We start from the raw sequence: 22,337 nt of genomic DNA on the forward strand, positions 1-22,337 counted from the left end.
GCGAAGCCGTTGGCGAGGACTGTCTGAGGAGCGCAGCGACGAACGCCGCACTGCCTTCTCGACCGCGCAGCGCAGGGGGATCGGCCAAAGGCCGACGACGCTGTGGGGTCGTTTCTTTGGTTACTTTCTTGTCGAGAACAAGAAAGTGACTCGGCCGCCGGGACGAACTCCCGGCCGTCGAGCATTAGCACTCAAGACCACGCCCCAAGCAAGAAAGGGCCTTCCAACCAGCCAAAATCGGAACAGGCCAACAGTGGATGACGCTCCGCCCCTGCCAGGAACAACAATACTGCACCCTTATTCCTGCAGGAAAAGAACGCCTCTCTCCAACGCCGCACTCAAACCAGCGATGCAAATGAAAACGGCCACATGACCCCGCGTGAAGCAGGGCGATGCGGCCGTCTTGTCGGCGCCAAGCGCCCGATCAGAAGTTGTGGCGCAGGCCCACCGCGAAGGAAGCGAAGTTCACGCCTGCTTCGTCAACGCCGTAGGAAGCGTTCTTCTCGTTGTCGATGCGCGTGTAGAAGGCATACACCTTGGTGCGCGGCGACAGGTTGTAGTTGTAGCCCAGCGTCCATTGCAGCGCGCCGTTGTCTTCAGTCTTGCTGAAGCCGTTGGTATAGCCGACGTTCACGTGGAACTCGTTGGCGCCCACGGTGTACTTGACCGCACCGCGCAGGTTGTTGCGATGGCCTTGCTGGTCGTACTTGTCGTATTCCCAGTAACCGCCGGCGGCCAGGGCGTCGGTGATGTCGTACAGCGCGCGCACGACGTACATCGTATCGGTGCTGTTGGAAACGCCGCGGTCCTTGCTCTGCGCATAGCCAGCGCCGACATGCAGCGCCTTGATGTCCTGGTTGTAGGCGACGTTGACCACGCTGCGGCCGCCGCTCTTTTCGGCCAGTGCGTAGGCGACTTCGACGGTGGCGTCGTTGAAGGCTGGCGTCTTGTATGCCGTCATGTTGGTCAGGTGACCGCCGGTGGCGTCGAAGCCGAACAGCGCGTCGGACGAGGTGCCGGTGTCGTGGTTGTGCATGCTCACGTAGTCAGCGGCAGCGTAGTAGACCGGGCTGGTCGTCGCGCCCATGCGCAGCGTACCGAACTTCTTGCTGGCGAGGCCGACCCAGCTTTCGCGATCGAAGCTGGCCGCCGGATCCTTGTTCATGCCGTTGTCGGCGTTGAAGCCCGACTCCAGGTTGAAGATCGCGCTCACGTCGGAGGAGATATTCTCCTCGCCGACGATGCCCCAGCGCGATGCGTTGTCCTGCATCACGTTGGTGTGTCGCGTCGTCTTCTGGTTTTCGTACGACAGGTTGATCCGGCCGTAGATGTCGATATTGCCGTAACGTGATTGCGCGTGCGCGCCGCTGACGGCCGCGGCAGCGGCGAGCGCCACCAGCAGGCAAGAAGTGCGATTGGCCACAAGACCCCCGAGTGTTTTTTTGTTGATGACGTTGATGTCGCCCGCGCGTATCGCTACCCGCGGAAGGGCGTGATGATATAGAGCAAACGAAGCGCGGTGCTTTGCGCTTGATCTATTGACGCGCAGACAAATGATTGATTGCTGGAGTGATCCGACGAGCGGAATCCGGTTTTGTTGTCCGGCTCAAGCCCGGCGACGGACGCATTCTACGTAAGCCTGTGCGTCGAGGGGGGCTTTGTTCTTCTGTGCGTTGTAAATCGTCTCGCCCAGGCATTCGAGCACGTCATGCAGGGCCGCATGGCGATCGCCGTGATGGCGTGCCAGGCACAGATCGTAGGCCTCGCGCAGCCCCGGCGGCTGGTCGATGGAGAGCTGTTCGTGGATCGCCAGGTGCAGCGACAGATGCAGGAAGGGGTTGATCTGTCCGTCTTCGGGCGTGAAATCCCGGTCCATCGCGTCGGCGTCTTCGAGGATCGGATGGTATTCCGGGTGCTCGACGGCGAGTTCGGCGAAGATCGTTTCCAGCGGCGTCAATGGCAGGTTTTCGCGGTACTTGCGCCAGGCGTCGATCATGAAGCGGCGTGCTTCATCGCGGGTGGGGTTGAACATGATGTTTTCTCTCTGTGTGCGACCGAAGGATCAGGTCGCGTCTGTCTTGTCCGGGTATTGGCACAGGTCACGCACAATGCATGCCCCGCAGCGCGGCTTGCGGGCCACGCACACGTAGCGCCCATGCAGGATCAGCCAGTGGTGGGCATCGACGAGGTACGCCTTGGGGACCCGGCGCAGCAGTGCGCGTTCCACGGCCAGCACGTCTTTGCCCGGCGCGAGGCCCATCCGGTTCGATACCCGGAAGATGTGCGTATCCACCGCCATTTCGGGATGGCGGAAGATCGTATTGAGCACCACGTTGGCCGTCTTGCGGCCCACGCCGGGAAGGGCTTCGAGGGCTTCGCGATTGTTCGGGACTTCGCCTGCATGCCGTTCCAGCAACTGGTGAGACAGCATCGCCACATTCTTGGCCTTGTTGCGGTACAGGCCGATGGTCTTGATGTGTTCCGCAATGCCGGCTTCGCCGAGCGTGGCCATGGCCTCGGGCGTGGGGGCTTGCGCAAACAGTTTGCGCGTGGCGATGTTCACGCCCTTGTCGGTGGCCTGCGCCGACAGCACGACGGCCACCAGCAACTGGAAGGGCGAACCATATTCCAGTTCGGTCGTCGGGTTGGGATTGGCCGCATGCCAGCGCCGGAAGGCTTCTTCGATCTCCGCCTTGGTCATCTGACGAGGCATATCAGGCAGTCTCCGCGATGGGGACAGGGGCTGCCGGAGTCTTGCGGGCGGCGCGTACGTCGAGCCAGTTCTTGCCCGCGATCAGGCAACCCAGCGCGATGAACGCGCCCGGCGGCAGCACGGCCAGCAGGAAACCGGGGTAATCGGCCGGCAGCACTTGCAGCGGTGTCGCACCCGGAATGACCATTTCGATGCCGTTGAAAATCGCACCCGTGCCGATCAGCTCGCGCATGCCGCCGAGCACCGCCAGCACCAGTACGAGCCCTACGCCCATGGCTGCGCCGTCGACGACGGAGGCCAGCGGCACGTTCTTGGCCGCGAACGCTTCGACGCGCGCTAGCACGATGCAGTTGGTGACGATCAGCGGCACGAAAATGCCCAGTACCAGATACAGCGAATGCAGGTAGGCATTGAAGGCCAGGTCCAGCACCGTGACCAGCGAGGCGATGATGAGGATGAAGACCGGAATGCGGATCTCATACGGGATGAATCCGCGCAAGGCCGCAACGACCCCATTGGAGAGCGCCATCACGATGATGGTGGCAAGCCCCAGGCTCACCGCGTTCACGAAGCTCGTCGAGACAGCCAGGATCGGGCACAGGCCGAGCAATTGCTTGAGGCCGGTGTTGTTGGTCCAGATGCCGTTCCACGCGATGTGGCGCAGGCTTGGCGTATCGCTCATGGCTGCGTTCCTTGCGCGAACAAGCGTTCGCGATTGTCGTTTGCGTATTTGACGGCGCGGCCGACGGCCTGCGTGACAGCGCGTGCCGAGATGGTCGCGCCCGTCCTGTAGGTGAAGTCGCCGCCGTCTTTCTTGACCGTCCAGCGTTCCAGCGGCAGTTGCGTCGACGATATGCCGGCGAACTGCTCGATCCATGGGCTGGACTTGTTCTTGTCCTTTTTCGGGTCAATGTAATCGCCCAGACCCGGCGTTTCGTGATGGGCCGTGACGCGCACGCCACTGACCGTGCCATCGGCCAGCACTGCCACGATGAGGGCGATGCGCCCGCCGTAGCCATCGGGTGCTGCCGCTTCGAGTACGAGCGCGACCGGCCGGCCCTGCTTGCGCGCGCGCCACACGTGGCCTCCCTTGTCGAGCCCGAGCGCAGACGTGGGCGGGAGGGCGAGCACGTCGGCGAGCAGATCGTTGTCGTAGCTGGACGGCGGCAGTACTTCGTTGATGAGGCGCAGTTTTTCCTGTTCGGTGCTGCGCGAGATCACCGGCCGCGTGACGAGATAGGCGCCCGCCATGAGCGCCGTGAACACCATGGCGAACACGGCCATGATGAGCGCCGTGCGTGTCGACAGGGTGAGCGCGCCGGGGGACTTCATGCGGCGTCATCCTTGTGTGCGCTGGCCTTGTGGCCGAATACCGGCGGCTGCGTCTTCAGATCGATCAGCGGTGCGCAGATGTTCATCAGCAGCGTGGCGAAGGCAATGCCGTCCGGGTAGGCGCCGAATACGCGGATGAGGTAGGTGATGAGCGCCGCCCCGGCAGCGAAGATCAGCTTGCCGCGTGGTGTGGTTGCACCCGACACCGGGTCGGTGAGGATGAAGAATGCGCCCAGCATCGCGCCGCCCGAGGCCACGTGCATCAGTGGAGAGGCGAAGCGCGCATCGTTGGCGATCCAGAACGCCCCGGCGATGACCGCCAATGCAGCGAGGAAGGCCACCGGTACGTGCCAGGTGATCAGCCGCTGTTGCAGCAAGTACAGGCCACCGACCAGGTAGCCGAGAACGATCCACTCCCATCCCTGTCCGCCGGCCCAGCCGAAAGCGCTGCCGCGCGTGATGGTACTGGCGTGCGCGCCGGCTTCGCGCAGGCCGGTGCGCAGGGCGTCCAGCGGCGTCGCACTGGTGATGGCGTCCACTTCACGCGCCGCACCGCCGAAGATGGCGCCGAGTTGCTCGCTGGCGCCGAGATGCACGCCCGGCCACTGCGACATGAGCGCAGGGAAGGCGACGATCATCACGCAGTACGCCACCATCGCCGGATTGAAGGGGTTCTGCCCGAGCCCTCCGTACAGATGCTTGGCGATGACGATGGCGAAAGCCGTGCCGGCCACCACGATCCACCAGGGCGCGATCGGCGGAAATGCCAGCGCGATCAGCCAGGCCGTGACGACCGCCGACAGATCGCCCAGGTACAGCCCGATCGGGCGGCCGCGTGCGCGCAGCATGAGTGCTTCGCACGCCAGCGCGGTGGCGGTGGCCAGTGCCATCTGTACCAGCACGCCGACGCCGAACTGCCACACGTATGCGGCGATTCCCGGCACGAGTGCCAGCATCACGCGCAGCATCACGCTGGTGACGCTGGCGCTGCTGCGGATGAAGGGCGAGTTGCGGCGGTCCGGCATGCTGTTCCAGGCGCTCAGGCTGGGACCTTCAATTGCGCACGGATCATGTCGAGCACTTCCATGTTGCGGATGGTCTCGTCGAGCGTGAGCAACGGTTCGCGGCCTTCGAGGATGGCTGCCGAGAAGTCGGCGACCTCGTCGCGGTAGCGGTCCGATTCGGCCACCGGAATGGTACGCGTGCCGTCCTTGGCGTACACCTGGATACCGCCGCGGAAGTCCAGGAACGTATCGGCGACTTCCATCATCCCCTTGGTGCCGATGACTTCGGCAAAGGTCTTGCCGTAGGCGTTGAAACCGCAGTGGATGTTGGCGATGAGGCCGTCCTCGTACTGCAGTACCGCCGACAGGTTTACGTCCACGCCGTTTTCGTATTCGGCCAGCGCATGGCACGACACCGGCGTGCGGCCGGTGACGAGGCTGAGGAAGTTCACCGGGTAGCAGCCCACGTCGTAGAGCGCGCCGCCGCCCAGTTCGGGCTGCGCCTTGATGGTGTTGGGCCGGTCGAGCAGGAAGCGGAAGGTCGCATTGATGTGGCGGATTTCGCCCAGCACGCCGCTCTCGATGACTTCGCGCACGCGGCGCGAACGATCCGTATAGCGGTACATGAAGGCTTCCATGAGCAACTTGCCGGTGCGGCGCGAGACTTCGGCCATCTCACGGGCTTCCGATGCGTTCATGGCGATGGGCTTTTCGCACAGCACGTGCTTGCCGGCTTCCATCGCACGGATGGCCCATTCCTTGTGCATCGAGTTGGGCAGGGGAATGTAGACCGCCTGGATATCCTTGTCGGCCAGCAGGTCTTCATAGCGCGTGTAGGTGCGTTCGCACTTGAAGTCGCGCGCGCATTCGGCGGCCTTGGCCGGATCGCGCGAAGCCACCGCGACGAGGCGCGCGTTGGCTGCGCGGCTGATGGCGGGCAGCACATTGAGGCGGGCGATGCGGGCGTAGCCGAGCACGCCCCAGTTGACGATGTCGCTCATTGATCGGGTTCCTTTTCGGTGGTGGCGGGACCAGCGGCGCGACGCGTTTCTGCTGCGTCGATCTGCGCCTGCTGGGCGGGAGTCAGGTTTTCGGTGTTGCGTGGTGCAGCGGCAGTTCGTTGCGCCTGTGCGCGGGCCAGCGCAGCGGCGATGAGCGCTTTCTTGGTGTCCTCCGCGGATGGCGGTGGCGCAGCAGGCTCGGCGACGGCCTGCGCAGGAGCCTCGGCCATCGCTGTCGAACGCTGCTTGGCACGTGCCATGGCAGCGGCAATGAGTGCTTTCTTGGCGTCCTGGTCCGGGCTCGCATCGGTTGCCGTCGGCGCGGCCGCGGTAGCCGCGCGCGGCGCTCCGGCCGCACGGGCGGCCAGGCGTTCGGCTTTTTCCAGTTTTTCGCGTTCGAGGCGCGCATTGCGGGATTCGAATCGCTCGCGTGCGGAATCGGCTTCTGCCTTCTGTTGTTCGCGCGCCCAGATTTCGCTCTTGCCGAAACGGAAGTAGTCGACCAACGGAATATGCGACGGACACACGTAGCTGCAGCAGCCGCATTCGATGCAGTCGAAGAGGTGGTACTCCTGCGCCTTGCCGAAATTCCTGGCGCGCGTGTGCCAGTACAGTTCGAAGGGTTGCAGGTCGGCCGGGCAGGCCCGCGCGCAGTCGCCGCAGCGGATACAGGGCTGCTCGGGTTGCGGTGGCGCGAAGAGCGTCGGCGTCGCGGCGATCACGCAGTTAGTGGCCTTGACCACCGGCACGCCAAACGACGGCATGCGCAAACCCATCATCGGCCCGCCCATGATGAAGTGCGTGGTATCGGCGCGCAGCCCGGCGTGACGCGCGAGGTGCTCCATCGGCGTGCCGAAGGGCACTTCGAAATTGCGGGGCGTGTCGACATTGCCGGCGATCGTGACGATGCGCGACACCAGCGGGCGACCGAGATCGATCGCTTCATGCACGGCAAAGGCCGTGCCGACGTTGAAGCATTGCACGCCGTAATCGGTGGACCGTTCGCCGTGCGGCACTTCGATGCCCGTCAGCACGCGGATCAATTGCTTCGCGCCGCCCGCCGGATAGCGCGTCGGCACGGCAATGACGACGACGCGCATGTCATCGATGTCCGCAGCGGCCGCGCGCATGGCGGCAATGGCCTCGGGCTTGTTGTCTTCGATGCCGACGAGGATTTCTTCCGCGCCGAGCATGTGACGCATGATCCGCGCGCCACGCAGGATATCCGCTGCGCGCTCGCGCATGAGGACATCGTCACACGTGATGTAGGGTTCGCATTCCGCGCCGTTGAGCACCAGCGTACGCGTCGCCGCCCGGCGTCCCGGTCGCAGCTTGAGGTGACTGGGAAACACCGCGCCGCCCAGTCCCACCACGCCGGCGTCGCGCAGGATGTCGCGCAACTCGTCTGCGGGCAGCGAGCGGTACGGCACCGGCGCCAATGGCATCCAGCGATCTTCGCCATCGGGTTCGATCACCACGCAAAGCGCAGACAGGCCCGAGGTGTGCGGCATCTGTCGCGGCTCGATCGCCGTCACGCGGCCCGAGGTCGGTGCGTGCACGGCAGCCGACACATTGCCGTCAGCCGCGCCGATGCGCTCGCCCTTGAGTACGTGCTGCCCGGCTTCGACCTGCGGCCGGGGCGTTCCGCCGATGCTCTGATGCAGCGGCACGACCAGCTCGCTTGCCAGCGGCAGTTGCGCAATGGGGTGCTGAGTGGAATCGCTCTTGTGCGTGGGCGGCTTGACCCCGCCATTGAATGAGAACAGTCGACGCAGGGCGTTCATGCGGCGCGCTCCTGCGGTTTCAGGCGCACCACGGGGTAGCGCCACTTCCAGCTCTGTACGGTCTCGCCCACTTCTTCCATGCGAATGCAGTCCACGGGGCAGGGAGCCACGCACAGTTCGCAGCCCGTGCATAGCGGCGCGATGACGGTGTGCATCTGTTTGGCTGCGCCGGATATGGCGTCCACCGGGCAGGCTTGCAGGCAGAGTGTGCAGCCGATGCAGTCGTTTTCGTCGATGACGGCGACGGCCTTGGGCTTTTCAATGCCGTTTTCGGCGTTGAGCGGTTTGTATTCGCGCCCGAGCAGATCAGCCAGCTTGTGGATGCCTTCGTCGCCGCCGGGCGGGCATTGATTGATGTCCGCTTCGCCGCCGGCGATGGCTGTCGCGTATGGCCGGCACCCCGGGTATCCACACTGGCCGCACTGTGTTTGCGGCAGGATGGCGTCGATCTTGTCGACCAGCGGGTCTCCTTCGACCTTGAAACGAATCGAGGCGTAGCCGAGCAGGGCGCCGATGACCAGCGCCAGCGCCAGCATGACGCCCAGCGCGGTCAGCATGAGCGGCGCGCCCCCGTCATTGGAACTTGTCCAGTCCGGCGAAGCCCATGAAGGCCAGGCTCATCAGCCCGGCCGTGACCATGGCGATGGCGGTGCCACGGAATGGTGCGGGTACGTCCGCGCCTTCGAGCCGTTCGCGGATGCCGGCGAACAGAATCAGCGCCAGCGAGAAACCCGCCGAACTGCCGAAGCCGAACAGCATCGACTGCAGCAGGTTGTGCTGGTTGGCGACCGACAGTAGCGGGATGCCCAGCACGGCGCAGTTGGTGGTGATCAGAGGAAGGTAGATGCCGAGTACCTGGTGCAGCACCGGGCTGGTCTTCTGCAGCACCAGTTCGGTCAGTTGGACGATGGCCGCGATGACGACGATGAATGCCAGTGTGCGCAGGTAGGCCAGGTCCAGTGGCACCAGGATGTAGTGATCGATGAGGTAGCTCGTCGCACAGCCGAGCGTCAGTACGAATGCTGTGGCCGCGCCCATGCCCACGGCCGTCTCGAGCTTGCGCGAGACGCCCATGAACGGGCACAGGCCCAGGATGCGCACGAACACGACGTTGTTCACGAGCACCGCGCCGAGCAGGAGCAGCAGGTATTGGGTCATGTCTTCAAGAGCGCCACGGCGACCGTTTCAAGTGTCAGGGTAGCGCGTGGCGTCCGACCGTGCCGGCGGCACGCGGAATCAAGCCGGTGTCGCTTCGCGCGTGGCGGCGACGCATTCCTTCACCAACCCCGGCCCGCTGTAGATGAAGCCGGTGTAGAGCTGTACGAGTGCGGCACCCGCCTGGAGTTTTTCCACGGCGTCTTCAGGCTCCATGACGCCGCCCACGCCGATGATCGGCAACTCGCCGGCCAGCAGGCGCGACAACTGGCGGATCACGGTCGTGGATTTCTCGCGGACGGGCAGGCCGGACAGGCCGCCGGTTTCGCCGCCGTGCTTTTCCTTTTCGACGCCTTCGCGCGACAGCGTCGTGTTGGTGGCGATCACGCCGTCGATGCGGTGCCGGCGCAGCGCGTCGGCAATGTTGGTGACCTGCGCTTCATCGAGGTCGGGCGCGATCTTGAGCGCGACCGGTACGTAACGGCCATGCTGGTCGGCCAGCGCGGTCTGGCGGCTCTTGAGCGCGCCGAGCAGCGCGTCGAGTTCGGATTCGCCCTGCAACTGGCGCAGATTCTTGGTGTTCGGCGACGAGATATTCACCGTCACGTAACTGGCGTGCGGATAGACCTTGTCGAGACAGATCAGGTAATCGTCGGCGGCCTTGTCGATGGGCGTATCGAAGTTCTTACCGATGTTGATGCCGAGGATGCCGCGATAGCGCGCTGCCTTCACGTTGGCGACCAGGTTGTCGACGCCGTGGTTGTTGAAGCCCATGCGATTGATGATCGCCTGCTGCTTCGGGATGCGGAACATGCGCGGTCGCGGGTTGCCCGGTTGCGGGCGCGGCGTGACGGTGCCGATCTCGATGTGGCCGAAACCGAAACTGGCCAGCGCGTCGATGGCCTCGCCGTTCTTGTCCAGGCCAGCGGCAAGGCCGATGTGGTTGGGGAATTCGAGGCCCATGACCTGGACCGGCTTGTCGGTCAGCATGGGGTTGCAGCGGATGAAGCCGCCAAAGTGGCTCATGGACCACAGAGCAAGCGTGTGTGCCGTTTCCGGGTCGAGCGAGAACAGGAACGGCCGTGCGAATTTGTAGAGCATCACGCGATTTTATCGGAATCCGGCCTCCAGGCGCACCTGCGGCGCCGATTCAGTGGCCGGGCAGCGGTTCGAGATGCGTGGTGACCTGCGCGCCGCCGAGCGCCCGGGCGATGCTGTCTTCGATTTCGTCGAGCAATTGGTGCGAGCGATCCACTCGCCAGTCTCCCGGCACGAGTACGTTGAGGTTGACGAATCGCTCGCTGCCGGCCCGACGTGTCTTGAGGTGTTCGAAGCGAACGCCGTGACCCGCGTAGTCGTGGAGCACCGCGTCGATACGTTCGATGTCGGCTGCCGGCAAAGCCAGGTCCATGAGCCCGTTGACCGAGGCGCGCATCAGCTTGCCGCCTTCGACCATGATGTGCAGCGCCACGGCGATGGCGATCACCGGGTCGAGCCAGCGCCAGCCTGTGGCCATCACCCCGAACAGCGCGGCGATGACGCCGATCGAGGTCCACACGTCGGTCATCAGATGGCGGGCGTCGGCTTCGAGCACGATCGAATGCAGGCGGCGCGAGGCGTTCATCAGCACGCGCGAGACGACAAAATTAAGTGCCGTGCTGATGGCCGAGAAGATCAAACCGATGTCGAGGGATTCGAGTGCGGGCGGATTCCACAGGCGTGGCACCGCTGTCACGAGAATGGCGATGGCGGCGGCGAAGATCAACGTGCCTTCGAAGCCGCTGGAGAAGTACTCGGCCTTGTTGTGGCCGAAGGGATGATCTTCGTCCGGTGGCGTGCGCGCGACGCTGACCATGCCCAGCGCGAAAGCCGCACCAGCCAGGTTGACGAAGGACTCCAGCGCATCCGATAGCAGGCCGACCGATCCGCTCCACCACCAGGCGGCAAACTTGAGTGCGATGGTCGCCACCGCAGCGATGACGGACAGCCATAGGTAACGCGTGGTGGCGTTGGCGCGTTCGGTGGCGGTGGAGGGGGCAGTCATGGACGACGGAATGCACACGAAAGCCGGGATGCTAAGGCAGTCGGACGTTCATCGCCAGCCCATCAGCACAATTGATGGCGCGGATGGAGTGCCCGGCGCGGTTTGGCGCCGGGCAGAGCAGTCAATTGACGCGGATGTTGAAACTTGCCGTGCGCGACGGCGGCGTCGCGCGGTCCGCGGGGCGGCGATACTCGAATCTCAGCGTCTGGGTGCCGGCGCGATTGGCGCGAAAACGCCATTTCTCCACACCGCCCCGGCCGACGCCGCTGCCAGCGTCCTGCACGTACTGCGGTTGCCCCAGCGAGACCACCGTGGTGGCCGCGTCGGCGACGAAACCCCATGCGAAGCCCGTGGTGCGGCTGGCGGGCAGACTGATCTCGATGATGTCGCCCGCCTTCACGAAGCGGTCGGTGCCACTGTCGGCGTCGGTGAGCGAGACGTTGGCCCGCTGTGTCGACTGGGGCATGAGCGTGGAGCACGCGCCGAGCAGCGCGCACAGCAGGGCAGCGAGCGCGGCGCGCATGATCATTCGTCCGCCAGCTTGAGTTCGTCGTACGACTGACCGAGCAATTCGGCCAGCACGGCGACCACGAGGTTGTGGTCTTCGCGTTGCGGCAGGCCCGACACGGCGACCGTGCCGACGCAGCCGACACCTCGCACGAAAATCGGGAAGCAGCCGCCGTGCGTGGCGTAGTCGGCCACCGCCGCGCCGTAGCGTTCCGCGAAGCTGGTGTCCAGGCTCTGCATGCGCAGGCCCACGCCGTACGAGCTGCGATGGCACTTGGTGACGACATTGCGCTTGCGGCGGATCCAGTCGGCGTTGTCGGGCGAGGTGCCCGGCATGGCGTAGAAGAACAGCGGGAATCCATTGAGCTGCACGTCGATGGCAACCGCCTTGCCGCGCGCTTCGGCTGCTGCTTTCAGGCGCAGGCCCAGTTCAAATGCGGTGGTGTTGTCGAACTTCTCGAAGCGCAGCGTTTGTTCTTGCTGAGCGATTTTGGCGATGTCTTGTTCCAGGCTCATGGGGAATCCAGGTGGCGCGAAAAGCGCAACCTTATCACTTCAGCGCGCCGTCGGTCTTGCCACGAGCGGCATCGAGAATCGCCGCGAAGGCGACATCGGCGCTGCTAGTCGATGAGTCCGCGCGCCTTACGGTCACGTTCCACGCGCAGGATGTAGCGCTGGATGGCGTTCGACTCGGGTGTGGCGAGCGCGAGGAACTGGCATCCCACCCGCAAGGTCTCGGTGCCGTTCGGTTGATGCACGCGCATCACGTTCCGCACGCGCAGGCGCGTGGTGATGATGCCGTGATCGGGCAGGTCGATGCGGCAATCGGTGAACTCCGCATCGAAGGAAAACATCGAGGCGGTGGTCGGCAATTGCAGCGCCATGCCGCCGCCAGAGATGTCGAGCACGCGGGCTTCGATCTGCTCGCTCGTGGCCGCATCGATGACGATACGGCAGGCGGGCGCGTTGTTGAGCGATACCGCCAGACGATAGTGCTCACGGCGCTGCAGCCGCAGCAGAAGGTCGGGCAGCGGCGCTTGCAGTGCGGGCTGGCCGTTGTATTCGATCTGTTCGATGTCTTCGAGCGGGAACTGGATGCGGATCTTGTCCAGCGCGGTGATGCACAGCAGGCGCCCGGCGCGGATCGCCGCGGCGTTCAGGTCCTTGTCGATCGACAGATCGACGATGATCGATCTGTCGCCCTCGGTCAGTGCGATCACACTGGTCGGCAAAATGCGCGTGCTGTCGCCGAAATAGGCGGTGACGTTGGCATGTTTGGCGGCGAGCTGGCGGAGGACGAACGCGATCTCCCGCTTCTCGTGAAGCAGATACTGCTGATAGTCGTCGGCGCGAAGCAACTCCGGGCCGGGTGCCGAGGCGGTACTCATTATGAATATTCTTGGGGTCGTTCTTGAGCCGGCGGAACTATAGCACCGGGCGGCGGCACCGGGACTCCGGCCTCCAGTGCGTACAGCCACGCCAGCAACTCGGCGATGGTGACGTAGAGCTGCGGCGGGATGTGCTGGTCGACGTCCACTTGCATGAGCAGGTTAACCAGCTCCGCCGATTCGTGTACGTACACACCGGACGCACGCGCCCGATCGAGGATCTCCTGCGCGATCAGTCCTTGCCCTTTGGCGACCACGCGCGGGGCGCCTTCGCCGGCGCGATAGGCCAGCGCAACGGCCTTGCCGCGCGGGGCCGGCTTATCCCACAGCATGGTGGGCCACCGACAGGCTATTGAGTGGAACCCCCGCCGCGGCCATGGCGTCGGCGAGTTTCTCTTGCCCGGCGCGCAGGGTGTCGGCTGTGTCGGCCTCCGCTGCCTCGACGCGAATCGACACACCTCCCGGCGTCCACGTAATGCGCGCCTCGACGCCGCCCAGGCGCACCAGCGATAGCCGCAACGTGCTGCGCCAGCCGTGGATTTCTTCATCCTGCGCGTTGCACGCGTCGCGTTCGCCGGGTTCGTAGAGATCCCATTGCAGGGTCTGTCCCGGCCACACCTGGCCTTGCCATGCAAAATGATGCGTAGCCATTGATTCCAGTTGCTGATGTACGACCGGCATGAGTCGATCGGGCACGGCGAGTGTTTCGCGTGCGGCGGCCTGCAATGAGTCGGGTGTGTCGTGAATGGATTCGGCGGCGGAGCGCGTCGCTGGACTTGCCGCGTTGCCCTCGGGATCGCGTTGGCGCATGGCGAGCAGGGCGTCACGTACCTGGTCGGGCAGGCGTTGCAGTTGCTCGGGCGCGGCGTGCAGTGCGAGCTGGCGCAAACCTTCCTGCGCTTGCGGTTCCTGCAGCAGATTGGGCAGGGGCAGTTCGCCCTTGAGCCATTGCGCTTGATGCGACTCGTAGAACAAGCCGCTTTGCGTAACGGCCTGGCGCAGCACCGGCGCGAGTTCGGCGCCGGCGCGCGGAGGCGCAGGCAGCATCGGTTCGCCGCGCGACAGTTGCACGGGTTGCGGAGGGCCCCAGCGGCCTGCCAGCAATTGACCGATCATGCGGCCGGCTGGCGAAATGGTCGGGCGGGCAACCGCGTCGTCGGCGTCGGCAAGGCGGGCGTGGACCACGCCGTCGTGTGTGTCGACCGCTTCGAGTTCGAGCAGATCACCCGCGCGGGCGGGGAATGACAAGGCCAGCCGCAGGCTGTGTTGCGCGACCTGCGCACGGAAAGTGCCATCCGGCAATGGCGCCTGGATCTGCGCGGCGAAGCGCTGCCCGCTGCGCAGATCGAAGGTGTCGGCGGCCGACTCTTCCAGCAGGTTGTCGGGAATGGGGGCAACCGCCTCGGGCGGCCGCACGGTGGCCGCGATGAGCAGGCGCAGGCGACTGGCGAGATCGGTTGGAATCATGATGCGCCTGCCCCCTGCGACCGGCCCGGTCGCTCAGCCCAGGTTGTAGGCCGTGCGCAGATTGCGCTGTCGCGCATTGCCGGCCAGCAACGTGCGCACGCTCTCCATCCACGGCTCGGTGTGGCGGCGGATTTCGCGGTCGTCGGCCAGCATGCGCTGGATGAGCGCGACCTTGCGGGCGCGACGGGTTTCGTCGGCCTCCGGCACCACTGCGACGCGGTCGGCGGCGATGAGCTGGTCGCGCATGGCGCCGACATGGTGTTCGAGTTCGGTGAGCTGATCCCAGTCCGCCTGTTGCGCGGCGGCAACCATCTGGGCGGTCAGCGTAGCCATGTGTTCGTAGATAGCCAGCTTGTCGATCATGCCGCCGCCTCCGCGGCGCTGCCGCCGATCTGTTCCCAGGCGTCCTTCAGTTCGCCCAGCAGACGCGATACTTCCGCGAGCGCACCTTCATTGTTCTGCGCATTGGCCAGCAGCAGACGTTCGCATATGTAGTCGTAGAGGTGGCCGAGGCGTTCGGCAAGCTCACCGCCGGCTTCCATGTCGAGGCTGGCCTTCAGGCCCATCGATACGATTTCGATGGCGCGCGTGATGTTGCGGCCCTTGGCCGGCACGTCGCCAGCCGTCATGGAGATGGCGGCGCTGTTGATCGACAGGAGGGCGCCGTCGAACAGCATCAGAACCAGCTTGTGAGGATCGGCCGTGGTCACGCCGGTTTCGACACCGATACGGGCATATGCGGCTGCGGGAGATTGCGGTGCAAACATGTTCTGTTCCGATCCTTAGGAAGACTGGCCGGTGTAGTTGGTCTGGAGCGTGGCCAACTGCTGCGTGAGATATGAACTGGTGCTGTTCAGGCTCGACAGCGTGGAGTCGAGCGCGTTGAACTGGGCGCGATAGCGCGCCTCGATCGAGGTGAGCCGGTTGGTCATCGATTCGATGCGCGCGTCCAGCGTCTTGATGGTCGAGTTGATACCGTTGGTGCGCGCGGTGAGCATGCCGTCGTCGGCCGTCATGCTGGTGATGAGATTGTCGATGCGCGCCGCGAAACCGTTGTTGTCACCGACCTTGCCAAACATCGAGGCAACGTCCTTCTTGCTGTCCGTGAGCGCTGCGGTCAGCTTGGTGCTGTCAATGGACAACGTGCCGTCGACGGCGGTGGTAATGCCGATGTCCGACAGATACGCCGCCGAGCCATTGACCGTGACTGTCGAACTCATCGCCGAGCGCAATTGCTGGGTGATCGAACGTACCGTGCTGTCGCCGTTGAGCGTGCCGGCGGTCTTGGTGTCGGCGTTGTACGAGGTCTGCGAACGCATGACCTGGATCGCCTGGTTGTAGGCCTGCACGAAGGCGGAGATCTTATCGCTCATCGCCGAGGCGTCGCGTGCCAGCGTCAGCGTGGTCGGCGAACCTTCGTTGGTCTTCGACAGATTGAGCGTCAGGCCGTCGACAGCGTCGGTGACCGTGTTCGACGACTTCACGAAATCGATACCGTCGAGCTTGAACTTGGCGTCCTTGGAGCCCTGGATCTGCGTGAGCGACGAGCCGGCGATGTTCGACGGGTCGTAATCCAGGCCGTCGACGCCGGAGAGCTTGAAGGCGTTGGCTGTGCCGGTGTCCTTGGCGGTCAGCACGAGGCGGTAGGGCGTATCGCCGCCATCGTTGACCAACGTGGCGGTCACGCCAGCGCCCGATGAATTGATGGCGTCGCGCAGGTCCTGCACGGTGTTCTTGGGCGATGACAACGTGATGTTGACGGTCTTCGTCGCCTCGAATCCGTTTTGTCCAACCGATCCAGTCTGGATGCTGAGCGTACCCGAACCGACGGCGCTGGTCAGGCTGGCATAGCTGCCGGTCTTGATCTTCTGGGCCTGGGCGAGCTGGGTCACTTCCAGCGAGTAGCTGCCCGCCGCCGCCGAGCCGCTGGCAGAGGCAGAAGCTACCGTCGTGTCGGCAACCTTTGCCGTGAAGGCGGCAAGTTTTGACGCCGTATTGATTGCCTGGGCCGCCGTCTGCAGACTCGACAGCGCGCCCTTGAGGGTGCCGAGCGCTGACAACTGTGTCTTGTAGCTGGCCTCTTTGGTCTGCAGTGTGGTGATGGGCTGTTGCTCCACCGCCATCAGCTTGCTGACCAGCGAGTCGATCGGCAGGCCGGAGGCAAGACCCGTCGATGTGATGGTGCCCGTTGAGCTTGATGCCATGGTGCGTCTTCCCTTGCTGTCCCTAAGTAGGGCCGATTCAGGCTTTTTGTTGCACGAACAGGCCGGAATACTGGTCCATTGCGTGCGCGAGCTTCAGCAGCTCTTCACTAGGAATCTGCCGGATGACCTCGTGCGTGTCGGAGTCGATCACCTTCACGACGGTCTGGCCGGTGTCTTCGTCGATCGAGAATTGCAGGTTCCGTGCCACCGCTTCGAGATTCCTGCGAACGTCGTTGACAGCCTGGGCTACCGTTTCGCGCGAAATGGCCGTCGATGCGGCAACTGCGGCTGTCGCGGCGGCCGTGGCGGCACGCGTTTCCTGCGTTGCAGGTGCGGTTTCGGTCGTCGTCGGTGGCAACTGTCGGGTGATGGGCGTGATGCTCATGTTCTTGTCCGTCTTCAAGTGCGCGAACACTGATTTCAAGGAACTCATTGGTCGTCGGGCGGTGCCTTCGACGACGTTGGCGACTCTACGGTCGCTCGTATGACGGGAGCGTTTCTCACTGGCCGCAATGGCCGGTTGATCTCGCTTACGGCCGCCAGAGGCAAATCTTTAAAAATGTGTTTCGGCCCGAGTCCATTGGGCTGAATGAGTCAACGGCAGGGAATGGGGGCTCTGCAGGGTCTTCTGGCCTGCAAGGCTCGATATGTGCGAACGCCAGGGCTGGCGCGGGTTTGCGGAGGGGCGCGGCGAAGGGGAGAGGGTGGAATGGGCAGAGCGGCGGCCCTGCCCGGACGGGAGTGTCGAGGCTTATTCGACCTTGGGGTCGCGTGCCATCAACTGCTCGACGGCGCTGCGGGGCGCCATACGGCCGCCGAGAACTTCATGCACGGCGCGGGTGATCGGCATGTCCACACCCAGATCGGCCGCGTGGCGTGCGGCAACCTGAGTGGTCAGCACGCCTTCGGCGACGTGGCCAAGGTTGCGCAGGATGTCCGGAAGACTGCGGCCTTCGGCCAGCGCCAGGCCGACCTGCCGGTTGCGCGACAGATCGCCCGTGCAGGTCAGGATCAGGTCGCCCATGCCCGCCAGCCCCATGAGGGTTTCGCGGCGGCCGCCCAGCGCTTCGGCCAGGCGGGCGATTTCGGCCAGACCGCGCGTCATCAGAGCGGCGCGGGCGTTCAGGCCGAAGCCCAGGCCGTCCGAGATGCCGGCGGCGATGGCCATCACGTTCTTGACCGCACCGCCGACCTCGGCGCCGACGACGTCGTCGTTGGCATACAGGCGCAAGCGGTTGTGATGCAGCTTGCTCGCCCAGTCGCGGGCGAATTCGATGTCGGGGGAAGCCAGCGTGATGGCGCAGGGCAGGCCTTGTGCGACTTCTTGCGCAAAGCTGGGCCCGGTCAGCGCGCCGTAGCCGGTGTCGCCCAACACTTCGGCGACCACCTGGTGGGGTAGCTTGCCGGTCGCGGCTTCGAAGCCTTTGCAGACCCACAGAACAGGCACGTGCGGCGCCAGGTCGTACAGACGCTGCAAGGTTTCGCGCAGGCCGGCGACGGGCGTGGCGATGATGGCCAGTTCCATGCCTTCACAGGCTGCCGTGATGTCGGCTTCGACGCGCACGGTGTCCGGAATCGACGCGCCGGGCAGGAAGCGTTCGTTCGTTCGACTGCCCCGCACCAAACCCGCATGAACGGCGTCGTTGGACCACAGTGCGACGTCGTGCGCGGCGGAATAGGTGATGGCGAGCGCGGTGCCCCAGGCGCCCGCGCCGAATATGGTAATGCGGCTCAAATTACAGTCCCCAGACGGAGCGCACGAGGACGTAGCCGTTCTGGCCGTCCGCATGCTGGACCTTCACCCATCCGGACGCGGGCTTGTCTGCCACATCGAGCAGAACGTCCTTGCGGGCGGTGAATACGATTGGAGCGTTGGCGTCCGGCGCGCGCCGGATTTCGGCCACGGCGGCTGTCACGATGACGTGGGTACGATCGACCAGTTGGCTGCGTTCGACCCAGCCCATGCCACCGCCGGCTTCGCGGATCTTGACCCACTTGTCGGTGGTGACGATCTGCTCGACCGGTGTGCCGCGCAGAAGAATGAACTGGGGCTTGGCCTGGACGGAACCCGCGTCATAGACGATGGCGTTGCCGCCCATTTCATGGATGTCGAGGGCGCTGGCCGCCGCCGAGAGCAGCAGCCCGGCCCCCGCGAGCGCCAGACGTGGAAGCATCTTGCGCATGATCGTTTGCTTACTGGATGGCGGTGGCGCCGTTGCCTTCACCGGCCTGCTGGCGGGCGGCGTACATGGCTTCGAAGTTGACCGGAGCCAGCAGCACGGGCTGGAAGCCGGCACGGGTGACAGCGTCCGAGACGGCTTCGCGGGCGTACGGGAACAGGATGTTGGCGCAGCCCACCATCAGCAGGGCTTCCATGGTTTCCTGCGGCACATTGCGGATCTGGAACACGCCGCCTTGCGTCACTTCGACCAGGAACACGGTCTTGTCTTCAGCGCCCTTGGCGGTGACGGTGACCGTCACGGTGACTTCAAAGAAACCTTCTTCCAGCGGGTTGCCGCCGGTTGACAGTTCGACGTTGATGCTCGGCGTTTCGCGCTCGAGATAGACCTGCGGCGCGCCCGGCACTTCGATCGACAGATCCTTGATGTAGAGCTTTTCGATGGTGAAGACGGGCTGTTCGTTCTGTTCCATGGTGTGGTTTCTTTTGTTGATGATTGTTGGTGTGATCACTGGCCGGCCAGCAGCGCGTCCAGTCTTCCTTCGTGTTCGAGCGCGTACAGGTCGTCGCAGCCGCCGACGTGGGTTTCTCCGATGAAGATCTGCGGGACCGTCCGGCGTCCGGTGCGCTCCATCATGAAGGCCCGTTGTTGCGGGTCCATGTCGACGCGAATCTTCTCGATCTCGGTCACGCCCTTGCGGCGCAGCAATTGTTCGGCGCGCACGCAGTAGGGGCAGACGCCCGTGGCATACATGAGGACCTTGGTTTGCGCGGACATGACTTTGACTTCCTGCTTCTAGAACGACTGATGCGACGCGGCGCCGGTCAGGCTTTCGCGGCGACCGGCAGGCCGGCGTCCTGCCAGGCCTTGATGCCACCGTCCAGCGTCACCGCCTGCTCGAAACCGGCCTTGCGCAGCTTGGCTGCGGCAGAGCCGGCGCGCGTGCCGCTCTGGCACACGACGACGATGGGACGGTTCTTGAACTTGGCAAGTTCCCCACTACGGTCAGCAAGTTCCGCCGCAGGGATATGACGGGCATTGGCCAGATGCGCGGTTTCGAATTCTTTCTGGTCACGGACATCGACGATCACCGCATCTTTGCGATTGATCAAAGTGACGACGTCGGACGGGGAAACGCCAAAAGCGCTGCCGCCACGAATGAGCGGGGCGAAGAGCAAGCCGCCGCTGAGCAGGGCCAGAGCGATCCAGATATAGTTCTGAAGAATGAATTCCATGGCGGGGGTAAGGAGGCTCAAAACTTCTGATCGACGTTTGAGCCGTTTCTACTGTGGAAAAAGTACATCCGATACAATACCACCTTTCACCTTTTTCGCGCCTGCCTTGTCTTGGCTGCCTTGCGGGTGGCGCGAATGATTCCGGCCCTGGCCGGGCAGCGCGTCCAATGGCGCAGCGGATCCGGCGGTAGTCCCCCGTTATTGTTATTTCTTGTGTTTATCTGAATAGGCGAATGTCATGTACAAGATCGTTTTGATGCGTCACGGCGAGTCCACCTGGAACAAAGAAAACCGCTTCACCGGCTGGACCGATGTGGACCTCACCGAACAGGGCGTGCAGGAAGCGGTCGCCGCCGGCAAGCTGCTCAAGAAAGAAGGCTACAGCTTCGACGTGGCCTTCACCTCCGTCCTCAAGCGTGCCAACAAGACGCTCAACGCCGTTCTGGAAGAGCTCGACCTGCTGTGGATTCCGGTGGAGCACAGTTGGCGCCTGAACGAACGTCACTACGGCGCGCTGCAAGGTCTGAACAAGGCCGAGACCGCTGCCAAGTTCGGCGACGATCAGGTGCTGGTGTGGCGTCGTTCGTACGACGTTCCGCCGCCCGCGCTGGAAGAAGGCGATGAACGCCTGAACCTGAACGATCCGCGCTATGCCGGCATGAAGAACGAGGAATTCCCGCGCACTGAATGCCTGAAGGACACCGTTGCCCGTTTCGTTCCGTACTGGCTCGACACCATTGCACCGGTCGTCAAGAGCGGCAAGCGTGTGGTCATCGCTGCCCACGGCAACAGCCTGCGCGCGCTGATCAAGTACCTGGACAAGATGTCGGACGACGACATCGTGGCGCTGAACATTCCGACGGCTCAGCCGCTCGTGTATGAGCTGGACGCCGATCTGAAGCCGATCAAGCACTATTACCTGGGCGACGCCGAAGCGATCGCTGCGGCCATGAATGCCGTGGCCAACCAGGGCAAAGCCAAGGCGTGATCGGATTGCGCCTCCGCAGTCAAAGGCTCGCGCTGCTTGCACTCTGTGCCGGCGCGAGCCTTTTCATGTCCACCGCCCAGGCCGCCGCCGCCGACGACAAGCGCGATGAACTTAAGTCGCTGCAAGATCAGATCAAGTTGTTGCAGCGCGATATTTCGCGTGGCGAAGAAACCCGCGCCGACGCGGCCAGCGATCTGGCCGGCGCCGAGCGCGCGGTGTCGAATGCCCAGCGCCGGTTGCGCGAACTGACGCAGTCCAAAGCCGAGCGCGAGGCCGAATTGCAGCGCCTGCAGGCCGAGCAAGGCCGCATGGAGGCCGAGATCGCCCGTCAGCGCAAGCAACTGGGCGACGTCATCTATCGCATGTACGTCGAAGGCGGACAGGCTGGTGCACGCCGCTTGCTGTCGGGTGATGACCCCAACCAGTTGTCGCGAGACGCGTATTACCTCGAACAGATCGCCCGTCAGCGCGCGCAGGCCATCGACGAAGCGCGTGTGGCCATGAAGAACCTGCAGCAGGTGATCGCGCTGGTCGAGGCAGAGCGCGCACAGGTCGCCGAACTTGAAGGCCAGCGCAAGGCCGAGCAGGACAAGTTGGTAGAAGAGCGCAAGCGCCAACGTGAAATTCTGGCGCAGGCGAGTGAAGAACTGCGCGCCAAGCGGCGCGAGATGGCCTCGCTGCAGCGCGACCAGGCGCGGTTGGAAAAGCTCATCAAAGGGCTGGACGAGATTGCCCGCAAGGCCGCTGCTGCCCGTGCCAAGGCGGCCGCTGCGGCGGCCGCGGCGGCAAGCCGCTCCTCTTCCAGCACGTCGAGCGTGGCGACCGCTCAGTCGTCTTCGGGACGTACTCCGCCCAAGGCGGCCGGCGAGCCCGTGGTCGGCCGCGCCGAGACGGTGGCCCAGGCCGGCGGCCCCGACGTTGATTTCGGCCGCCTGAAGGGGCGTCTGCACTGGCCGGTGAAGGGCGAACTAACTGGACGCTTCGGTGCTCCAAGGGCAGGAGGAGGCACGAGCTGGCGGGGTGTATTCATCCGCTCCGCACAGGGCACAGAAGTTCACGCGGTGGCCGGCGGTACCGTCGCGTATGCTGACTGGCTTCGAGGGTTCGGTAACCTCATCATCATTGACCACGGCGACGGGTACATGACGATTTACGGCAACAACGAATCGTTGTACAAGACGCCCGGACAACTGGTGAAAACCGGGGAAACCATTGCCTCGGTGGGCGCCAGCGGTGGTGCGGAAGAATCGGGTTTATACTTTGAAATCCGGTATCGCGGGGAGCCTTCGGACCCCGCAAGATGGGTGGCCGGGCGTTAGTCCCCCAACAGTGAGC

The 22,337-nt window shown here is 64.3% G+C and carries 28 protein-coding genes; 2 read left to right on the plus strand and 26 right to left on the minus strand.

The window, feature by feature from the left end; translation table 11 throughout:
* Positions 1 to 424 precede the first annotated feature (424 nt).
* The 26 genes from ACDA63_RS13530 to ACDA63_RS13655 form a co-directional block, all read right to left on the minus strand.
* Positions 425 to 1,423: a porin gene (locus tag ACDA63_RS13530; RefSeq protein ID WP_373663789.1), complete on the minus strand. Its 999-nt coding sequence runs from the start codon at positions 1,421 to 1,423 to the stop codon at positions 425 to 427.
* A gap of 183 nt (positions 1,424 to 1,606) precedes the next feature.
* The gene (locus tag ACDA63_RS13535) at positions 1,607 to 2,032 is read right to left on the minus strand and encodes a DUF1841 family protein (RefSeq protein WP_373663790.1); all 426 of its coding nucleotides are present in this window, start codon (positions 2,030 to 2,032) and stop codon (positions 1,607 to 1,609) included.
* Positions 2,033 to 2,062: 30 nt separating this feature from the next.
* Positions 2,063 to 2,713, minus strand: a complete 651-nt coding sequence (gene nth, locus ACDA63_RS13540; RefSeq protein ID WP_373663791.1) for an endonuclease III — start codon at positions 2,711 to 2,713, stop codon at positions 2,063 to 2,065.
* Between the two features lies 1 nt (position 2,714).
* Positions 2,715 to 3,395: an electron transport complex subunit RsxE gene (gene rsxE / locus ACDA63_RS13545; protein ID WP_373663792.1), complete on the minus strand. Its 681-nt coding sequence runs from the start codon at positions 3,393 to 3,395 to the stop codon at positions 2,715 to 2,717.
* On the minus strand, positions 3,392 to 4,045 hold the full coding sequence (gene rsxG / locus ACDA63_RS13550; RefSeq protein WP_373663793.1) for an electron transport complex subunit RsxG: 654 nt from the start codon (positions 4,043 to 4,045) through the stop codon (positions 3,392 to 3,394). The genes rsxE and rsxG overlap by 4 nt, the downstream gene beginning before the upstream one ends.
* Positions 4,042 to 5,070 (minus strand): RnfABCDGE type electron transport complex subunit D, encoded by a 1,029-nt coding sequence (locus tag ACDA63_RS13555; protein WP_373663794.1) that lies wholly within the window; start codon positions 5,068 to 5,070, stop codon positions 4,042 to 4,044. Before ACDA63_RS13555 ends, rsxG begins: the two co-directional genes overlap by 4 nt.
* Positions 5,071 to 5,084: 14 nt before the next feature.
* Complete coding sequence (locus tag ACDA63_RS13560) at positions 5,085 to 6,050, minus strand: Gfo/Idh/MocA family protein (protein WP_373663795.1); 966 nt, start codon at positions 6,048 to 6,050, stop codon at positions 5,085 to 5,087.
* Positions 6,047 to 7,834: an electron transport complex subunit RsxC gene (gene rsxC, locus ACDA63_RS13565; protein WP_373663796.1), complete on the minus strand. Its 1,788-nt coding sequence runs from the start codon at positions 7,832 to 7,834 to the stop codon at positions 6,047 to 6,049. The genes ACDA63_RS13560 and rsxC overlap by 4 nt, the downstream gene beginning before the upstream one ends.
* The gene (rsxB, locus tag ACDA63_RS13570; protein WP_373663797.1) at positions 7,831 to 8,391 is read right to left on the minus strand and encodes an electron transport complex subunit RsxB; all 561 of its coding nucleotides are present in this window, start codon (positions 8,389 to 8,391) and stop codon (positions 7,831 to 7,833) included. Before rsxB ends, rsxC begins: the two co-directional genes overlap by 4 nt.
* Before the next feature lie 16 nt (positions 8,392 to 8,407).
* On the minus strand, positions 8,408 to 8,992 hold the full coding sequence (rsxA, locus tag ACDA63_RS13575; RefSeq protein WP_373663798.1) for an electron transport complex subunit RsxA: 585 nt from the start codon (positions 8,990 to 8,992) through the stop codon (positions 8,408 to 8,410).
* Between the two features lie 78 nt (positions 8,993 to 9,070).
* Complete coding sequence (locus ACDA63_RS13580; RefSeq protein ID WP_373663799.1) at positions 9,071 to 10,090, minus strand: quinone-dependent dihydroorotate dehydrogenase; 1,020 nt, start codon at positions 10,088 to 10,090, stop codon at positions 9,071 to 9,073.
* A 49-nt stretch (positions 10,091 to 10,139) separates the two neighbouring features.
* On the minus strand, positions 10,140 to 11,033 hold the full coding sequence (locus tag ACDA63_RS13585) for a cation diffusion facilitator family transporter (protein ID WP_373663800.1): 894 nt from the start codon (positions 11,031 to 11,033) through the stop codon (positions 10,140 to 10,142).
* Between the two features lie 121 nt (positions 11,034 to 11,154).
* Positions 11,155 to 11,556: a protease inhibitor I42 family protein gene (locus ACDA63_RS13590; RefSeq protein WP_373663801.1), complete on the minus strand. Its 402-nt coding sequence runs from the start codon at positions 11,554 to 11,556 to the stop codon at positions 11,155 to 11,157.
* A 2-nt stretch (positions 11,557 to 11,558) separates the two neighbouring features.
* Positions 11,559 to 12,056: a heme-degrading domain-containing protein gene (locus ACDA63_RS13595; protein WP_373663802.1), complete on the minus strand. Its 498-nt coding sequence runs from the start codon at positions 12,054 to 12,056 to the stop codon at positions 11,559 to 11,561.
* 104 nt (positions 12,057 to 12,160) lie between these two features.
* Entirely contained in the window at positions 12,161 to 12,928 is a 768-nt protein-coding gene (locus ACDA63_RS13600) for a flagellar brake protein (RefSeq protein WP_373663804.1), read from the minus strand.
* On the minus strand, positions 12,928 to 13,260 hold the full coding sequence (locus ACDA63_RS13605) for an EscU/YscU/HrcU family type III secretion system export apparatus switch protein (protein ID WP_373663805.1): 333 nt from the start codon (positions 13,258 to 13,260) through the stop codon (positions 12,928 to 12,930). Before ACDA63_RS13605 ends, ACDA63_RS13600 begins: the two co-directional genes overlap by 1 nt.
* Positions 13,247 to 14,395, minus strand: a complete 1,149-nt coding sequence (locus ACDA63_RS13610; protein WP_373663806.1) for a flagellar hook-length control protein FliK — start codon at positions 14,393 to 14,395, stop codon at positions 13,247 to 13,249. Before ACDA63_RS13610 ends, ACDA63_RS13605 begins: the two co-directional genes overlap by 14 nt.
* A gap of 33 nt (positions 14,396 to 14,428) precedes the next feature.
* Positions 14,429 to 14,758 carry a flagellar protein FliT gene (locus tag ACDA63_RS13615; RefSeq protein WP_373663807.1) on the minus strand — a complete coding sequence of 110 codons (330 nt, stop codon included), beginning with the start codon at positions 14,756 to 14,758 and terminating at the stop codon, positions 14,429 to 14,431.
* On the minus strand, positions 14,755 to 15,162 hold the full coding sequence (gene fliS / locus ACDA63_RS13620) for a flagellar export chaperone FliS (RefSeq protein WP_373663808.1): 408 nt from the start codon (positions 15,160 to 15,162) through the stop codon (positions 14,755 to 14,757). The genes ACDA63_RS13615 and fliS overlap by 4 nt, the downstream gene beginning before the upstream one ends.
* Before the next feature lie 15 nt (positions 15,163 to 15,177).
* Complete coding sequence (gene fliD / locus ACDA63_RS13625) at positions 15,178 to 16,599, minus strand: flagellar filament capping protein FliD (protein ID WP_373663809.1); 1,422 nt, start codon at positions 16,597 to 16,599, stop codon at positions 15,178 to 15,180.
* 37 nt (positions 16,600 to 16,636) lie between these two features.
* On the minus strand, positions 16,637 to 16,984 hold the full coding sequence (locus tag ACDA63_RS13630) for a flagellar protein FlaG (RefSeq protein WP_373663810.1): 348 nt from the start codon (positions 16,982 to 16,984) through the stop codon (positions 16,637 to 16,639).
* A gap of 366 nt (positions 16,985 to 17,350) precedes the next feature.
* The gene (locus ACDA63_RS13635) at positions 17,351 to 18,388 is read right to left on the minus strand and encodes an NAD(P)H-dependent glycerol-3-phosphate dehydrogenase (protein ID WP_373663811.1); all 1,038 of its coding nucleotides are present in this window, start codon (positions 18,386 to 18,388) and stop codon (positions 17,351 to 17,353) included.
* Positions 18,336 to 18,782, minus strand: coding sequence for an SH3 domain-containing protein (locus tag ACDA63_RS13640; RefSeq protein WP_373663812.1), 447 nt, complete (start codon positions 18,780 to 18,782; stop codon positions 18,336 to 18,338). The genes ACDA63_RS13635 and ACDA63_RS13640 overlap by 53 nt, the downstream gene beginning before the upstream one ends.
* A gap of 10 nt (positions 18,783 to 18,792) precedes the next feature.
* Positions 18,793 to 19,251 (minus strand): protein-export chaperone SecB, encoded by a 459-nt coding sequence (gene secB / locus ACDA63_RS13645; RefSeq protein WP_373663813.1) that lies wholly within the window; start codon positions 19,249 to 19,251, stop codon positions 18,793 to 18,795.
* A gap of 35 nt (positions 19,252 to 19,286) precedes the next feature.
* Positions 19,287 to 19,556: a glutaredoxin 3 gene (gene grxC, locus ACDA63_RS13650; protein ID WP_373663814.1), complete on the minus strand. Its 270-nt coding sequence runs from the start codon at positions 19,554 to 19,556 to the stop codon at positions 19,287 to 19,289.
* A gap of 47 nt (positions 19,557 to 19,603) precedes the next feature.
* Positions 19,604 to 20,014, minus strand: a complete 411-nt coding sequence (locus ACDA63_RS13655; protein WP_373663815.1) for a rhodanese-like domain-containing protein — start codon at positions 20,012 to 20,014, stop codon at positions 19,604 to 19,606.
* Between the two features lie 238 nt (positions 20,015 to 20,252).
* Here ACDA63_RS13655 and gpmA point away from each other — a divergent pair, with 238 nt between their 5' ends.
* Both gpmA and ACDA63_RS13665 read left to right on the plus strand, forming a co-directional pair.
* Positions 20,253 to 21,002: a 2,3-diphosphoglycerate-dependent phosphoglycerate mutase gene (gene gpmA / locus ACDA63_RS13660; protein WP_373663816.1), complete on the plus strand. Its 750-nt coding sequence runs from the start codon at positions 20,253 to 20,255 to the stop codon at positions 21,000 to 21,002.
* A 65-nt stretch (positions 21,003 to 21,067) separates the two neighbouring features.
* Positions 21,068 to 22,321: a murein hydrolase activator EnvC gene (locus tag ACDA63_RS13665; RefSeq protein WP_373663817.1), complete on the plus strand. Its 1,254-nt coding sequence runs from the start codon at positions 21,068 to 21,070 to the stop codon at positions 22,319 to 22,321.
* Positions 22,322 to 22,337: the final 16 nt, after the last annotated feature.

Origin of the sequence: Uliginosibacterium sp. sgz301328, assembly GCF_041807905.1 — a bacterium.
GTDB lineage: Bacteria > Pseudomonadota > Gammaproteobacteria > Burkholderiales > Rhodocyclaceae > JBGVSA01.

Bases quoted from the DNA above. Each gene is read 5' to 3' on its own strand.
- secB (WP_373663813.1), bottom strand. From the start codon at position 19,251: ATGGAACAGAACGAACAGCCCGTCTTCACCATCGAAAAGCTCTACATC.
- ACDA63_RS13595 (WP_373663802.1), bottom strand. From the start codon at position 12,056: ATGAGCCTGGAACAAGACATCGCCAAAATCGCTCAGCAAGAACAAACG.
- ACDA63_RS13605 (WP_373663805.1), bottom strand. From the start codon at position 13,260: ATGCTGTGGGATAAGCCGGCCCCGCGCGGCAAGGCCGTTGCGCTGGCC.
- ACDA63_RS13600 (WP_373663804.1), bottom strand. From the start codon at position 12,928: ATGAGTACCGCCTCGGCACCCGGCCCGGAGTTGCTTCGCGCCGACGAC.
- ACDA63_RS13630 (WP_373663810.1), bottom strand. From the start codon at position 16,984: ATGAGCATCACGCCCATCACCCGACAGTTGCCACCGACGACGACCGAA.
- gpmA (WP_373663816.1), top strand. From the start codon at position 20,253: ATGTACAAGATCGTTTTGATGCGTCACGGCGAGTCCACCTGGAACAAA.
- nth (WP_373663791.1), bottom strand. From the start codon at position 2,713: ATGCCTCGTCAGATGACCAAGGCGGAGATCGAAGAAGCCTTCCGGCGC.
- rsxB (WP_373663797.1), bottom strand. From the start codon at position 8,391: ATGCTGACCGCGCTGGGCGTCATGCTGGCGCTGGCGCTGGTCATCGGC.
- ACDA63_RS13555 (WP_373663794.1), bottom strand. From the start codon at position 5,070: ATGCCGGACCGCCGCAACTCGCCCTTCATCCGCAGCAGCGCCAGCGTC.
- ACDA63_RS13640 (WP_373663812.1), bottom strand. From the start codon at position 18,782: ATGCGCAAGATGCTTCCACGTCTGGCGCTCGCGGGGGCCGGGCTGCTG.
- ACDA63_RS13560 (WP_373663795.1), bottom strand. From the start codon at position 6,050: ATGAGCGACATCGTCAACTGGGGCGTGCTCGGCTACGCCCGCATCGCC.
- fliS (WP_373663808.1), bottom strand. From the start codon at position 15,162: ATGTTTGCACCGCAATCTCCCGCAGCCGCATATGCCCGTATCGGTGTC.
- ACDA63_RS13590 (WP_373663801.1), bottom strand. From the start codon at position 11,556: ATGCGCGCCGCGCTCGCTGCCCTGCTGTGCGCGCTGCTCGGCGCGTGC.
- grxC (WP_373663814.1), bottom strand. From the start codon at position 19,556: ATGTCCGCGCAAACCAAGGTCCTCATGTATGCCACGGGCGTCTGCCCC.
- ACDA63_RS13585 (WP_373663800.1), bottom strand. From the start codon at position 11,033: ATGACTGCCCCCTCCACCGCCACCGAACGCGCCAACGCCACCACGCGT.
- ACDA63_RS13610 (WP_373663806.1), bottom strand. From the start codon at position 14,395: ATGATTCCAACCGATCTCGCCAGTCGCCTGCGCCTGCTCATCGCGGCC.
- fliD (WP_373663809.1), bottom strand. From the start codon at position 16,599: ATGGCATCAAGCTCAACGGGCACCATCACATCGACGGGTCTTGCCTCC.
- ACDA63_RS13665 (WP_373663817.1), top strand. From the start codon at position 21,068: ATGTCCACCGCCCAGGCCGCCGCCGCCGACGACAAGCGCGATGAACTT.
- ACDA63_RS13615 (WP_373663807.1), bottom strand. From the start codon at position 14,758: ATGATCGACAAGCTGGCTATCTACGAACACATGGCTACGCTGACCGCC.
- ACDA63_RS13580 (WP_373663799.1), bottom strand. From the start codon at position 10,090: ATGCTCTACAAATTCGCACGGCCGTTCCTGTTCTCGCTCGACCCGGAA.
- rsxE (WP_373663792.1), bottom strand. From the start codon at position 3,395: ATGAGCGATACGCCAAGCCTGCGCCACATCGCGTGGAACGGCATCTGG.
- ACDA63_RS13655 (WP_373663815.1), bottom strand. From the start codon at position 20,014: ATGGAATTCATTCTTCAGAACTATATCTGGATCGCTCTGGCCCTGCTC.
- ACDA63_RS13635 (WP_373663811.1), bottom strand. From the start codon at position 18,388: ATGCGGACGGCCAGAACGGCTACGTCCTCGTGCGCTCCGTCTGGGGAC.
- rsxC (WP_373663796.1), bottom strand. From the start codon at position 7,834: ATGAACGCCCTGCGTCGACTGTTCTCATTCAATGGCGGGGTCAAGCCG.
- rsxG (WP_373663793.1), bottom strand. From the start codon at position 4,045: ATGAAGTCCCCCGGCGCGCTCACCCTGTCGACACGCACGGCGCTCATC.
- rsxA (WP_373663798.1), bottom strand. From the start codon at position 8,992: ATGACCCAATACCTGCTGCTCCTGCTCGGCGCGGTGCTCGTGAACAAC.
- ACDA63_RS13535 (WP_373663790.1), bottom strand. From the start codon at position 2,032: ATGTTCAACCCCACCCGCGATGAAGCACGCCGCTTCATGATCGACGCC.